General features: G+C 71.8%; 13 protein-coding genes and 1 tRNA gene. 11 read left to right on the top strand and 3 right to left on the bottom strand.

Translation table 11 applies throughout. The features are described 5' to 3' along the window. Positions 1-7: 7 nt before the first annotated feature. The 7 genes from J2S59_RS00250 to J2S59_RS00220 all read left to right on the top strand — a co-directional run bounded on the left by J2S59_RS00250 (position 8) and on the right by J2S59_RS00220 (position 4,647). Entirely contained in the window at positions 8-973 is a 966-nt protein-coding gene (locus J2S59_RS00250; RefSeq protein ID WP_068125135.1) for an ABC transporter ATP-binding protein, read from the top strand. Beyond that, entirely contained in the window at positions 970-1,731 is a 762-nt protein-coding gene (locus tag J2S59_RS00245) for an ABC transporter permease (protein WP_306824696.1), read from the top strand. The genes J2S59_RS00250 and J2S59_RS00245 overlap by 4 nt, the downstream gene beginning before the upstream one ends. Next, entirely contained in the window at positions 1,728-2,819 is a 1,092-nt protein-coding gene (locus J2S59_RS00240) for a sensor histidine kinase (protein WP_306824695.1), read from the top strand. Before J2S59_RS00245 ends, J2S59_RS00240 begins: the two co-directional genes overlap by 4 nt. Further along, positions 2,816-3,445 carry a response regulator transcription factor gene (locus tag J2S59_RS00235; protein ID WP_181642127.1) on the top strand — a complete coding sequence of 210 codons (630 nt, stop codon included), beginning with the start codon at positions 2,816-2,818 and terminating at the stop codon, positions 3,443-3,445. The genes J2S59_RS00240 and J2S59_RS00235 overlap by 4 nt, the downstream gene beginning before the upstream one ends. A 38-nt stretch (positions 3,446-3,483) precedes the next feature. Next, positions 3,484-4,002, top strand: a complete 519-nt coding sequence (locus J2S59_RS00230; RefSeq protein ID WP_068121999.1) for a glycine cleavage system transcriptional repressor — start codon at positions 3,484-3,486, stop codon at positions 4,000-4,002. After that, a complete protein-coding gene (gene def, locus J2S59_RS00225; RefSeq protein ID WP_068121996.1) occupies positions 3,999-4,571 on the top strand; it encodes a peptide deformylase in 573 nt (190 codons plus the stop codon). The genes J2S59_RS00230 and def overlap by 4 nt, the downstream gene beginning before the upstream one ends. Positions 4,572-4,574: 3 nt before the next feature. Beyond that, a tRNA-Leu gene (locus tag J2S59_RS00220) sits at positions 4,575-4,647 on the top strand. Positions 4,648-4,758: 111 nt separating this feature from the next. Here the strand turns inward: J2S59_RS00220 and J2S59_RS00215 are convergent. Next, positions 4,759-5,778 carry a phosphotransferase family protein gene (locus tag J2S59_RS00215; protein WP_068121993.1) on the bottom strand — a complete coding sequence of 340 codons (1,020 nt, stop codon included), beginning with the start codon at positions 5,776-5,778 and terminating at the stop codon, positions 4,759-4,761. 245 nt (positions 5,779-6,023) lie between these two features. Here J2S59_RS00215 and J2S59_RS00210 point away from each other — a divergent pair, with 245 nt between their 5' ends. Next, positions 6,024-7,265 (top strand): IS110 family RNA-guided transposase, encoded by a 1,242-nt coding sequence (locus tag J2S59_RS00210; RefSeq protein ID WP_068124533.1) that lies wholly within the window; start codon positions 6,024-6,026, stop codon positions 7,263-7,265. Between the two features lie 26 nt (positions 7,266-7,291). Here J2S59_RS00210 and J2S59_RS00205 read toward each other — a convergent pair whose 3' ends face one another. After that, entirely contained in the window at positions 7,292-8,557 is a 1,266-nt protein-coding gene (locus J2S59_RS00205; RefSeq protein WP_306824694.1) for an acyl-CoA dehydrogenase family protein, read from the bottom strand. Between the two features lie 52 nt (positions 8,558-8,609). Between J2S59_RS00205 and J2S59_RS00200 the strand changes: the two genes are divergently transcribed. Both J2S59_RS00200 and J2S59_RS00195 read left to right on the top strand, forming a co-directional pair. Further along, positions 8,610-9,272, top strand: a complete 663-nt coding sequence (locus J2S59_RS00200; protein WP_306824693.1) for a TetR/AcrR family transcriptional regulator — start codon at positions 8,610-8,612, stop codon at positions 9,270-9,272. Between the two features lie 56 nt (positions 9,273-9,328). Beyond that, on the top strand, positions 9,329-10,174 hold the full coding sequence (locus tag J2S59_RS00195; protein ID WP_068125224.1) for a Bax inhibitor-1/YccA family protein: 846 nt from the start codon (positions 9,329-9,331) through the stop codon (positions 10,172-10,174). A gap of 139 nt (positions 10,175-10,313) precedes the next feature. Here J2S59_RS00195 and J2S59_RS00190 read toward each other — a convergent pair whose 3' ends face one another. After that, the gene (locus J2S59_RS00190) at positions 10,314-11,342 is read right to left on the bottom strand and encodes an SGNH/GDSL hydrolase family protein (protein ID WP_068125222.1); all 1,029 of its coding nucleotides are present in this window, start codon (positions 11,340-11,342) and stop codon (positions 10,314-10,316) included. Positions 11,343-11,378: 36 nt separating this feature from the next. Here J2S59_RS00190 and J2S59_RS00185 point away from each other — a divergent pair, with 36 nt between their 5' ends. Further along, positions 11,379-12,746 carry a cystathionine beta-synthase gene (locus J2S59_RS00185; RefSeq protein WP_306824692.1) on the top strand — a complete coding sequence of 456 codons (1,368 nt, stop codon included), beginning with the start codon at positions 11,379-11,381 and terminating at the stop codon, positions 12,744-12,746. Positions 12,747-12,760 lie beyond the last annotated feature (14 nt).

The raw sequence follows: 12,760 nt of genomic DNA, 5'->3' as shown, positions 1-12,760 counted from the left end.
TGGAGCCATGTCCATCCGCACCACATCCGTCGCCGCTCCGGCGCACACGTCGACGAGCCCGGCGATCGAGCTGACCGGTCTGACCAAGTCCTTCCGCACGCGTGACGAGGTCGTGGAGGCCGTGCGCGGCGTCGACCTCACCGTCACCGGCGGGGAGGTCGTGGCGTTCCTCGGTCCCAACGGCGCCGGCAAGACCACGACCCTGGACATGGTGCTCGGGCTGACCGAGCCGTCGGTGGGCACCGCGCGTGTGTTCGGGTTGCCGCCGCGCGCAGCGGTCGCGCAGGGCCGCATCTCCGCGGTGCTCCAGACCGGCGGGCTGCTGCGCGACCTCACCGTGCGGGAGACGGTCGTCCTGATCGCCTCGACGTACGCCGAGCACGCGCCGGTCGACGACGTCATCGCCCGCGCCGGGCTCACCGACCTGCAGCGCCGGATGGTCGCCAAGTGCTCCGGTGGTGAGCAGCAGCGGCTCCGGTTCGCGCTCGCGCTGCTGCCCGACCCCGACCTCCTGGTGCTCGACGAGCCGACCGCCGGCATGGACGTGGCCGCACGGCGCGAGTTCTGGGCGGCCATGCACGCCGAGGCGGCGCGTGGGCGGACGGTGGTGTTCGCGACGCACTACCTCGAGGAGGCCGAGTCGTTCGCCGACCGGATCGTGCTGATCGCCCAGGGCCGGGTGATCGCCGACGGCAGCACCGCCGAGATCCGTGCCCGCGCCGCGGGCCGGGCCGTGCACGCCACCGTGCCGGTGATGCGGCAGGCGCAGGTCGTCGCGGCGCTGCGCGCCCACCCGGGCGTCTCGGACGTCACGGTGCAGGGCGACCGACTGCGAGTCGCCGCCGTGGACTCCGACGCAGTCGCCCGGGCGCTGCTCACCGAGCTCGGCGGCACTGACCTGGAGATCCACGCGGCGTCCCTCGACGACGCCTTCCTGGCGCTCACGACCCGCACCGAGGAGGACCCCCGATGAACCTCACCTACGCCGGGCTCGAGCTCAAGCGGTTCGCCCGCGACCGGGTCAACCTGTTCTTCGTCGCGATCCTGCCGGCCTTCTTCTACCTGGTGTTCGGCGCCGCCCAGGACTACAAGGACGCACCCGTCGGCAACGGCAACGTCGCGTTCTACATCCTCGTCTCGATGGCGGCGTACGGCGCCGTCACCGCCACGGTCGGCATCGGCGGGATGGCCGCGGTCGAGCGCATGCAGGGCTGGGGGCGCCAGCTCGGGCTGACCCCGCTGCCCGACCGCGGATTCGTGGTCGTCAAGGCGTTCCTCGCCGTCGCCGTGGCCGCAGTGCCGATCACGCTGATCGCCCTGCTGGGGGCGTCCACCGGCGCCAGCGCCGAGCCCTGGACCTGGGTGGTGAGCATCGGCGTGATCATGCTGGGCGCGACGGTGTTCGCGTTGTTCGGGCTCTGCGCCGGGCTCGCCTTCCGCACCGAGGCCGCCGTGGGAGCCGCGAGCGGGATCATGGTGATCATGGCCTTCCTCGGCAACCTGTTCATCCCGCTCACGGGTGCCCTGCTGACGGCTGCCAAGTTCACCCCGCTCTACGGCTACGTCGCGCTGGCGCGCTACCCCGCCACCGAGGGGCGGCTGATCGACGGACGGGGCGGCCTCACCGACTCCGAGCCGCTGTGGGTGCCCCTGCTCAACGTGTCGGTGTGGGCCGCGGTGTTCGGCGTGGCCGCCGTCTGGCTGGTGCGCCGGGTCCGGGGGCGCGAGTGACGGCGGCGCCGCCCGAGGTCGGCAACCCCTGGCAGCGCTGGGGATGGCTGCTGGCGGCGGTCTGGCTCGTGTTCCTGGTCTTCCCGATCATCGACGTGATCGGCACCGACCGTCCGTGGCCGGTCCGGTGGGGCGCGCTGGCCTCGATCGCCGCGTTCGTCGCGGTCTACCTCCACGGCTTCATCGTCGCCGAGCGCCCCACGGCGCGCTCGCACCGGTGGTGGCGCCCGACCGTCGGGCTGGTGCTGCTGACGCTCCTGACGACCATCACGGTCGCGTTGATCGGCGCGAACGCCCTGGGCATGCCGATCTATGTCACGGCGTACGCCGTACTGCTCGCGTCGCTGCGCGTCGCCGCCTTCGTGGTGGTCACTGCGACCGGCGTCATCGCCGGACTCGCCGCCTTCGTCGACGAGTTCCGCGGGCTGTGGTTCTTCCTGCCGGTGCTGGTCGGCGTGACGCTCGCGCTCGTGCTGACCCGGGTGTTCGAGGAGCGGGGCTATCTCGCGCAGGAGATGGCAGAGGAGGCGAACCTCGTCGCCGAGCGGGAGCGCGTGGCCCGCGACGTGCACGACGTGCTCGGCCACAGCCTCACCGTCGTCACCACGAAGGCCGAGCTCGCGGAGCGGCTGATCGACCTCGATCCCGATCGGGCCAAGGCGGAGCTCGCCCAGATCCAGTCGCTGTCCCGCGAGGCGCTGACCGAGATCCGCGCGACCGTGGCGGGATTGCGGGTGGCCCGGCTCGGTGACGAGCTGGAGGCCGCGCGGGTTGCCCTCGCATCGGCCGGCATCGACGCCGACGTACCCGACGATCCTTCCGTGGTCGACCCGCGCCGGCGGTTGGTCCTCGCCTGGGTGCTGCGCGAGGCGGTCACCAACGTCGTCCGGCACTCCGGTGCGACCCGCTGCACGGTCGAGCTGCTCGGCGATCGGCTCGTGGTCACCGACGACGGTCGTGGCCGTGGGCCGGCACCTGTCGGTCACGGGCTACGGGGGATCGAGGAACGAGTGCGGGCCGCGGGCGGCACACTGAGCGTGACCGACGTGTCCAGCGGCGGGACCCGGTTGGAGGTGTGTTGGCAGTGAGCACGGGGGCGATCCGGCTGCTGCTCGCCGATGACCAGGCGTTGGTGCGCGGTGCGTTGGCCGCGCTGCTGTCGCTCGAGCCCGACCTCGAGGTCGTCGCCGAGGTGGGCCGCGCGGACGAGGTCGTCGACGCGGCACGCAGCCACCGGGCCGACGTGTGCCTGCTCGACATCGAGATGCCCGGCAGCACCCAGGTGCCCGACGGGATCGCTGCCGCTGCTGCCGTCGCCGGCGAGCTGTCGGGTGTGCGTTCGTTGATGGTCACGACGTTCGGGCGGCCGGGCTATCTGCGCCGGGCGCTGGAGGCGGGTGCGTCCGGCTTCGTCGTGAAGGACACCCCGGCTGCAGAGTTGGCCGACGCCGTACGCCGCGTGCACCAGGGCCTGCGCGTGCTCGACCCGACGCTCGCCGCGGAGTCGTTGGCCGGCGGCGCCAACCCCCTGACGCATCGCGAGGTCGAGGTGCTGCGTGCCGCACTCGGTGGCAGCCCCGTCGGCACGATCGCCGAGCAAGTCCACCTCTCGCCCGGCACGGTGCGCAACTACCTGTCCTCGGCGATCGGCAAGACCGGGACGAGCAACCGGGTGGAGGCCGCCCGGGTCGCCCGGGACCGCGGCTGGATCTGACGCACCGGCCAGTCGAGCGGTCTGCCAGACTGCGCCCTGTGACCGTCCATGCCATCACCGTCCTGGGCCACGACCGCCCGGGGATCATCGCCGAGACCACCCGCGCCCTCGCCGGGCTGGGCCTCAACATCGAGGACTCGACGATGACCCTGCTGCGCGGACACTTCGCGATGATGCTGCTCTGCGACGGCGAGGTCGCGCGCGAGGACGTCGTGGCGGCCCTGGCCGGCCTCGAGGACGACGGGACCCTGACCGTCGAGGTGCGCGAGGTGCCGACCGAGGAGACCGCGCCGGCGGCGGGTCCGTCGTACGTCCTGACGGTGCACGGCGGCGATCGCTCCGGGATCGTGTCGTCCATCGTCAGCGAGGTCGCCGCGGTCGGCGGCAACATCACCGACCTGACCACGCGCCTCGCCGGCGAGCTCTACCTGCTGATCGCCGAGGTCGACCTGCCCGCCGGGGTCGACGCCGACGCGGTCGCTGAGTCGCTGCGCGGCGTCGCCGGCGAGCTCGGCGTCGAGGTCTCGCTGCGCGCGGTGGAGAGCGACGAGCTGTGAGCCCCGAGCCCCAGCCGGTCGACGACCTCGTCGGCCGGTGGTCCGAGACTGACCTGCCCACCGACGGCAAGGTGCTGCCCGTCGTCACCGCACCCGCGTCGGTGCTGTCGACCGTCGGCGCCACCGTCGACCCCACCGACCCCGCGATCGTGCAGCTCGCCGCCGACCTGGTCGCGACGATGCGCGTCTCGCCGGGCTGCGTCGGACTGGCCGCGCCCCAGGTGGGCCAGAGCGTGCAGGTCTTCTGCGTCGACGTCTCCGAGCATCCCAAGACCCGCAGCCACCACGGGACGTTCGTGCTCTGCAACGCCGAGGTCGTCTCCTCCTCGCGCAACGAGAAGGCGCGCGAGGGGTGCATGAGCGTCCCCGACTTCACCGGCGACGTGAAGCGCGCGACCCGCCTCACCGTGACCGGACAGCTCCCGGCCACCGGTGAGCAGGTGACGATCGAGGCCGAGGCGTTCGAGGCGCGCGCCTTGCAGCACGAGATCGACCACTGCCAGGGGCTGCTCTTCCTGGACCGCGCCGCGGGTGCGCACGCGATCCACCCGCGCAAGACTTATCTGTAGCCAGCCCCCGTAGCCCAATGGCAGAGGCAGGAGCCTTAAAAGCTCTCCAGTGTCGGTTCGAGTCCGACCGGGGGTACGCCGGGCGTCATACGTCGCGCTGGCTATAGCCCCGCGAACGTATGACGCACCCGGGGAGCGTCATACGTCGGCGGAGGTATAGCCCCGGGAGCGTATGACGTCCCGGCGGTCAGGCGCGGGTGCGGGCGAGCGCGACCTCGGCGAGGAGGGGCACGCCGTCGGTCAGCGTCGGGGCGAACGCGTCGCCCGGCCGCTCCCCGGCGAGCCAGCGGGTGTGCATCGCCTCGAGGAAGATGCAGGCCTTCCACAGCGCCAGCACCTCGTACCACCGCAGGTCGCCCAGGTCGAGACCCGTCGCGGCGGCGTAGCGCTTCGCGATGTCGTCGGTGCCGGGGTAGCCCGGCTGCCGCGTCACCGGGGTGAGCTCCATCGGCGTCGACACCGAGTCCGGGGTGGCGTACGTCGCGAGCAGGTAGCCGACGTCGGCGAGCGGGTCGCCGAGCGTGGCCATCTCCCAGTCGAGGATCGCGCGGACGCGTGCGGGTGCGTCGGCGGCGTACATCAGGTTGCCGATCCGGAAGTCACCGTGCACGACCGCGTGCCGCTGCGTGGCGGGCAGGTGCTCGGCCAGCCAGTCGCCGAGCTCGTGGATGCCGGCGACCTCACGCTGGGAATTGACCGACCACAGGCCGCGGAACCGCTCGACCTGACGGCCGAGGTAGCCCTCGGGCCGGCCGAGCCCGGCGACGTCGGGTGCCGTGACGTCGACGGCGTGCAGCGCGACCAGCGCGTCGACGGCCGCCTCGACCGTCGTACGCCGGCCCGCCTCGTCGTCGAGGTGCGCGGGGACCTCGTCGGTGATCACCACCCCGTCGAGCCACACAGAGACGTAGAACGGCACGCCGATGCGCGCCTCGTCCTCCTCGACGGCCAGGATCTGCGGCACGGGTACGCCGTGGGCGGCCAGCGTGCGCTGGATCCGGGTCTCACGCACCATGTCGTGCGTGGACTTCGGCAGCGGCGGCCGGGGTCCGCGGCGGAGCACGACGGTGACGTCGTCTCGCTCGACCCAGTAGGTGAGGTTGGAGTGGCCCTCACCGACCCGGCTCGCCCGGACCGGGCCCGTGCCGATGCCGTGCTCGTCGAGGAATGCCGTGATCGTCGGGACGGGGAAGAGGTCGTCGCTCACTGGATTACCTTCCTCAGGTCGGTGGCTTCAGATGGGTTGCCGGTACACCCCTGGTCCCCACCGGACCATCGCCACGGTCGCTCGACCTTCGAGGTCCAGCGTGAGTTCTGCGAGGTCCGGTGGCCCAGGACCCGCCGACCGGCTACAGGGCTATGCGCCGATGAGCGCCGATCAGTGAGCGACCGGCTGCAGGGTCCCGGGACCACCGGGTGTTCTCTCACTGCTCCAACAGCGAGGAACTGACCATGAGTGTGACCCCTGAAGCGACCCGACCACGAGTGTGCGCCGGTCTGGACTGGGCCAAGGACGACCACGTCGTGTGCATCCTGGACCCCGACGGCGAGGTGCTTGACCGGTTCACCGTCGAGCACACCGCTGCCGGCCTCAAACGACTCGTACGACGTCTGTTGGCAGCTGAGGTCGTCGAGATCGGCATCGAACGCGGCGACGGGCCCGTCATCGATGCCTTGCTTGCCACCGAGCTGACCGTGCTGGTGATCAGCCCCAACCAGGTCAAGAACCTCCGCTCGCGCTACGGCTCGGCCGGCAACAAGGACGACCGGTTCGACGCCTACGTCCTGGCAGATGTGGTCCGCACCGACCGCCGTCGCCTGACCCCGCTGACCAGATCGACCCCGGCCACCCAAGCGCTGCGCTCCAGCGTGCGTGCTCGTCGGGACCTGGTCGCGCACCGCGTCGCGGCAGCCAACCAGCTCCGCGCGCACCTGCAGGTCGTGTTCCCCGGCATCGTGGACCTGTTCGCCCACCTGGACTCCGCGATCAGCCTGTCCTTCCTGGAACGGTTCCCCACCCAGACCAAAGCCGACTGGCTCACCGCCGACCGGCTCGCAGCATGGCTGAAGAAGCTCGCCTACTCCGGGCGCACCGACCCTGCCGTGTTGCACCAACGGCTGCTCGCTGCGCCCCGCGGCACCACCGGTGCTGAAACCGGCCCCCATGCCGCAACCACGCTCGCGTTCGTCGCGGTCCTGCGGAGCTTGAACACCCAGATCGCCACGCTCGCGGACTCGATCGCTGAGCAACTCGACGTCCACCCCGACGCGCACGTCGTGACCTCGCTGCCTCGCTCCGGGACCGTGCGCGCCGCGCGACTGCTCGCCGAGATCGGGGACGCCCGCGGCAGGTTCCCCACCGCCGACTCCCTGGCCTGTCTGGCCGGCGTCGCGCCCTCGACGCGGCAGTCCGGCAAGGTCAAAGCCGTCACCTTCCGGTGGGGATGCGACAAAGAACTCCGCGACGCCCTGTGTGACTTCGCCGCTGACTCCCGACACGCCAACCCGTGGGCCGCCGACCTCTACAACCGCGCCAGGGCACGCAACCACGACCACCCCCACGCCGTCCGGATCCTCGCCCGCGCCTGGGTCGACATCATCTGGCGCTGCTGGCAAGACCGGGCCACCTACGACCCTAGCCAGCACCGAGCCTTCCAACGCGTCCTCAACGAACACCACCAAATCGCCGCCTGACGGCGCGGAGGTTGACACAGGGCAACTCACGCGCCTGCCTCCGGCGCTGCTTCGGGCTCGGGGTGGCGGGTCGGCGTACCCAGGAACGGAGCGCCGGCCTCGACCTCGCGGCGGCGGGCCGAGGAGGCGCGCCGCGAGATCGCCCACAGATGGGTCTCGGTGGAGCCGTCGTAGATGCGGAAGGGGCGGACCTCGGCGAGGTACTGCGCCAGCGGCAGCCCGTCGCTGACCCCGTCGCCGCCGCAGATCTGCACGGCGCGGTCGATCACCCGATAGATCGCCTCCGAGCAGTGCACCTTGGCCACCGACGACATCGCCGAGCCGGCCTTGGGGTCGCTGACCAGCAGCTGGGCGGTCTTGGCGATGATCGCGTCGGAGGTCTCGATGTCGATGACCGAGGCCGAGATCAGGCTCTGCGCCAGGCCGAGGCGGTGCACCGGCTCGCCGAAGAGCTCGCGCTGCTCGGCGCGGTCGAGCGCGGTGTCGTGGGCGCGACGGGCGAGACCGAGCCAGCGCATGCAGTGGGTGAGGCGCGCGGGGCCGAGGCGCACCTGGGCGTAGCGGAAGCCCTCACCGGGCGCGCCCAGCACCGCCTCGTCGGGGACGAAGACGTCGTCGAAGTGCAGGTGCGGGTGGCCACCGTCGATGTAGCGGTCGACGGTGTGGATCGGGCTGCCGACCCGGATGCCCGGTGTGTCCATCGGGACGAGGAACATCGTCGCCCCGGCCGGGTGGTCACCGGTCGCCTCGGTTCGGGCCATCGCGATGCAGTAGGCCGCGCCGATCGCGCCACTGATGAACCGCTTCTCGCCGTTGATCACCCAGCCGCCGTTGACGGGGACCGCGGTGGTGGCGAGGGCGGACGGGTCGGAGCCGGCACCGGGGTGGGGCTCGGTCATGCCGAAGCAGGAGCGGACCTCGCCGCGCACGAGCGGCTCGAGGAAGCGCTCCTTCTGCTCCGGCGTCGCGATCTCGGCGAGCATGTGCATGTTGCCCTCGTCGGGGGCCATGCAGTTGAGGACGCTCGGGCCGATGGGGGAGTAGCCGGCCTCCTGGAAGATCGGCGACCAGTGCTCGAGCGGGACCCCGAGCCCCCCGTGCTCGGCGCGGGCGTGTGGGGCGAAGACGCCGGCCGCCTTGGCCTTCTCCTGCAGCTCCAGCCGGGTCTGCTCCGGCATCCGGTCGCCCGGCGCGGGCTCCGCGGGGATCACGGTCTCGCGGATGAACGTGCGGACGCGCTCGCGCAGGTCGACGAGCTCGGCGGGGAGCGGGTGGGGGGACGGCGCAGCCATGAGGACCTCCAGACGTGACCGAGCGATCACTCGGTCGGGCTAGGCTAGCAAGGTGACTGCCGCCCCCGCACCCCCACCGGAGCCCGCCCCGCCCCGCGACTGGCGGGCGTACGACGCACGCGTGCTCCCGCCGATCGTCGACGCCGCGCGGGCGTGCTTCGTCGAGAGCGGGTACGACGGCACGAGCATCCGCCAGGTCGCCGAACGCGCCGGGCTCTCGGTGCCGGGCCTCTACCACCACTACCGCTCCAAGCAGGCGCTGCTGGTCGCGATCCTCGAGGCGGCGATGGCCGACCTGTGGTGGCGCAGCGAGGCCGCCCTCGCCGGGGCGGGCGAGGACCCGGTCGCGCGCATCGACGCACTCGTCGAGTGCCTGGTGCTCTTCCACGCCCACGAGCGCGACCTGGCGTTCCTTGCCTGGAGCGAGCTGCGCAGCGCCGATCCGGACGTGCGCACCGAGCACGTCGCCCGCCGCGACCGCCAACAACGGCTGCTCGACGAGGCGGTGGAGGACGGCGTCCGTGCGCAGGTCGTGCGGACGCCGTACCCCCGCGAGGCGAGCCGGGCCGTGGTGACGATGTGCACCTCCGTGGCGCAGTGGTACCGCATTGGCGGTGAGCTCTCGCCGGCCGAGCTCGCCGCTCGCTACCAGCGGATCACGCGCGATGCGTTGGGCATCGTCGAGCGGGAACACCGTGAGGCGCCCGGTCGTTGACATGGCACACCCGTAGACTGGGACGACAGACCGCAAGGCCTCCAAGGAGAGACCACATGCAGAGCAACAACCCGATCTTCAACCGCGCCGAGGGCTTCCAGCGCGGCGGTGCGCAGACGTACGCCGCGCCGCAGAGCGACCCGTCGACCTGGTCGCTCGGCTCTCCCAACGACCCGCAGACCCCCGCCGACTACGGCTTCGTCACCGAACCGACGTCGCGGATGACCATCGACTCGGTCGTGCAGAAGACCGGTATCTCGGTCGGGCTCGTGATCCTCACGGCGCTGGCCACCTGGATCCTCACCCCCGACCTGCGCGCCGATGCCGACGCGATCGGCGTGATCGGTGGCGCGGTCATGTTGGGCGCCGGCCTGGCGTTCATCCTCTCGCTGGTCAACTCCTTCAAGCGGGTCATCAGCCCCGCGCTCGTGCTGGCCTTCGCGGTTGCCGAGGGTGTCGCGCTCGGCGCGCTGAGCAAGCTCTTCGACGCGCAGTTCGGCGAGGGCATCGTCACCAACGCCGTCCTCGGCACCTTCGCGGCCTTCGCCGGCACGCTGGTCGCCTACAAGGTGCTCAACATCCAGGTGGGTGACAAGTTCCGCCGCGGCGTCGTCGCCGCGATGTTCGGCATGGTCGGCCTGGGCCTCATGGAGATGGTGCTGCGGTTCTTCAACGCCGACATCGGCCTCTTCGGCTTCGGTGCGCTGGGTCTGCTGTTCGCCGTCGCCGGTCTGGTGCTCGGCATCTTCATGCTGATCATGGACTTCGACTTCGTCGAGCGGGGCATCGCCAACGGCCTGCCCGAGCGCGAGTCGTGGCGCGCCGCGTTCGCCATGACCGTCAGCCTGGTCTGGATCTACACCAACCTGCTGCGCATCCTGGCCATCTTCAGCCAGGACTGACCTCAGCCCGCTCCACCGAGGCCCCCGCGCTCCCTCTGGGACGCGGGGGTCTTGCCGTCTCGCGGGTGGCAGTTTCACCGCCCGTCGAACGACACGCCCGCTCGTCGTACGAAACTGCCCGGCGTGTCGGGCAGTTTCGTTATTCGGGCGGTGAAACTGCCGGGTCCTCGTCGCCCTCGTCCGGCGCGTCGGCGTCGCGGCCGGGGTAGCGGCGGCGGTGGCGTAGCAGGGCCCAGCGCCCGCGGGTGCCGCGCTCGTCGCCGCCGACCTCGGTGCCGCCGACCTCGGTGCCGGGCGTGCGCGCGGCCTCGACGGCGGCGTACGACACCGGCAGCACGCCCTCACCGCGGTAGGCCTCCGGCTCGAGGTCCTCGGCCGGGATGACGCCGAGCGCGGCGAGCACCGAGGGCAGCAGGACGGCTGCCACGCGGGCGTAGCCGGCGGCCGAGGGATGGAACTGGTCCGGGCCGAAGAGGATCGCCGGGGCCGCGGCGAACTCCGGCCCGAGGATCGAGCCCATCGACACCGTGCGGCCGCCGGCCTCGACGACGGCGATGGTCTGGGCGGCCGCGAGCCGGCGCGACCACGCGCGTGCCAGTTGCTTGAGCGGGGGCGGGATCGGCTCGATCGTGCCGAGGTCGGGACACGTGCCGACGACGACCTCGACGCCGGCCGCACGCAGTCGGCGTACGCCGGCCTCGAGCAGCCGCACCGACTGCGCCGGCAGCACCGTGTGGGTGACGTCGTTGGCGCCGATGAGGATCACCGCGACGTCGGGCTCGATGGCGAGCGCGGCGTCGATCTGGCCGGCGAGGTCGGAGCTCTGCGCGCCGACCACGGCGAAGGAGCGCAGATAGACGCGCCGGTCGGCGCGCTCGGCGACACCCGTCGCCAGGCCCGCGCCCGGCGTCTCCTGGATCCGGTCGACGCCGTAGCCGACCGCGCTGGAGTCGCCGAGCAGCGCGATCTTGATGGCCGGACCGGGGCGGCCCTTGCCGTACCACCCGGTCGCGTTGGGCCCGGGGTCCTCGGCGTTGCCGATGGTGCGGCGAGCCAGCGCGGCCTCGGCCTTGAAGAGCGCGATGCCGGCGAGGCCCACGATCGAGGCGCCACCGCCGCCGTACGCGGCAGCGGCGGCCAGTCTGCGTGCTGCTGCTGCCTTCCCCATGGACTCACGCTACCGAGGCCCGCGTAGAGTCCGAGCGTGGACTACGTGAACTCCGTGGTGGACCTGGTCGGCAACACTCCTCTCGTGCGGCTCGGCCGCTCGACCGACGGTGCGCCGGGCACGGTGCTGGCGAAGGTCGAGTACATGAACCCCGGCGGGTCGGTGAAGGACCGGATCGCGACCCGCATGATCGAGGCGGCCGAGGCATCCGGTGAGCTGAAGCCCGGTGGCGTGATCGTCGAGCCGACGTCGGGCAACACCGGCGTCGGGCTGGCGATGGTCGCGCAGCAGAAGGGCTACAAGTGCATCTTCGTGTGCCCTGACAAGGTCAGCGAGGACAAGCGCAACGTGCTCAAGGCGTACGGCGCAGAGGTCGTCGTCTGCCCGACCGCGGTCGCACCCGAGCACCCGGACTCCTACTACAACGTCTCCGACCGGCTGGTCCGCGAGACGCCGAACGCGTGGAAGCCCGACCAGTACTCCAACCAGCACAACCCGCGCTCGCACTACGAGACCACGGGCCCGGAGATCTGGCGCCAGACCGACGGCAAGATCACCCACTTCGTCGCCGGCGTCGGCACGGGCGGCACGATCAGCGGCATCGGGCGCTACCTCAAGGAGCAGAACCCCGACGTCAAGATCATCGGCGCCGACCCGCACGGTTCGGTCTACTCCGGCGGCACCGGCCGTCCGTACCTCGTCGAGGGCGTCGGTGAGGACTTCTGGCCCACGACCTACGACCAGGAGATCGCCGACCGGATCATCGAGGTCTCCGACGGGGACTCCTTCAGCTTCACCCGCCGGCTCGCCCGGGAGGAGGCGCTGCTCGTCGGCGGCTCGTCGGGCATGGCCGCCTTCGCCGCGGTGCAGCTCGCCCGCGAGCTCGACGACCCCGACGCGGTCATCGTCGTGCTCCTGCCCGACTCCGGTCGTGGCTACCTCACCAAGGTCTTCGACGACGACTGGCTGGGGCAGTACGGCTTCCTGGCCGGCGAGAGCGGCGGGCAGACGGTCGGCGAGGTGCTGCGCGCCAAGAAGGGCGACATCCCCGCCCTGGTCCACACCCACCCCAATGAGACCGTCGCGGAGGCCGTGCAGATCCTGGCCGAGTACGGCGTCTCCCAGATGCCGGTCGTGCTCGCGGAGCCGCCGATCATGGCCGCCGAGGTGGCGGGCTCGGTCTCCGAGCGCGCCCTGCTCGACGCGCTCTACGCAGGTACGGCGAAGCTCGCCGACGCCGTCGAGGAGCACATGAGCCCGGCGCTGCCGACGATCGGTGCTACCGAGGCCATCGCGGACGCCGTCGGCGCACTCGGATCCGCCGACGCGTTGCTCGTGCAGGAGGACGGCCGCCCGGTCGGCGTCCTCACCCGCCAGGACCTGCTCGGCTTCCTGGTCCGCTGAGGGTGGCAAAGTCG

The organism is Nocardioides massiliensis, assembly GCF_030811215.1.
GTDB classification, from domain to species: domain Bacteria; phylum Actinomycetota; class Actinomycetes; order Propionibacteriales; family Nocardioidaceae; genus Nocardioides_A; species Nocardioides_A massiliensis.
The sequence above is the reverse complement of the archived record's forward strand: the minus strand, read 5'-3'. Positions and strand labels throughout refer to the sequence as shown.

Excerpts from the sequence above, each read along its gene's own strand:
- J2S59_RS00205 (WP_306824694.1), bottom strand. The coding sequence starts at position 8,557 with ATGGCTGCGCCGTCCCCCCACCCGCTCCCCGCCGAGCTCGTCGACCTG.
- J2S59_RS00190 (WP_068125222.1), bottom strand. The coding sequence starts at position 11,342 with ATGGGGAAGGCAGCAGCAGCACGCAGACTGGCCGCCGCTGCCGCGTAC.
- J2S59_RS00250 (WP_068125135.1), top strand. The coding sequence starts at position 8 with ATGTCCATCCGCACCACATCCGTCGCCGCTCCGGCGCACACGTCGACG.
- J2S59_RS00245 (WP_306824696.1), top strand. The coding sequence starts at position 970 with ATGAACCTCACCTACGCCGGGCTCGAGCTCAAGCGGTTCGCCCGCGAC.
- J2S59_RS00210 (WP_068124533.1), top strand. The coding sequence starts at position 6,024 with ATGAGTGTGACCCCTGAAGCGACCCGACCACGAGTGTGCGCCGGTCTG.
- J2S59_RS00195 (WP_068125224.1), top strand. The coding sequence starts at position 9,329 with ATGCAGAGCAACAACCCGATCTTCAACCGCGCCGAGGGCTTCCAGCGC.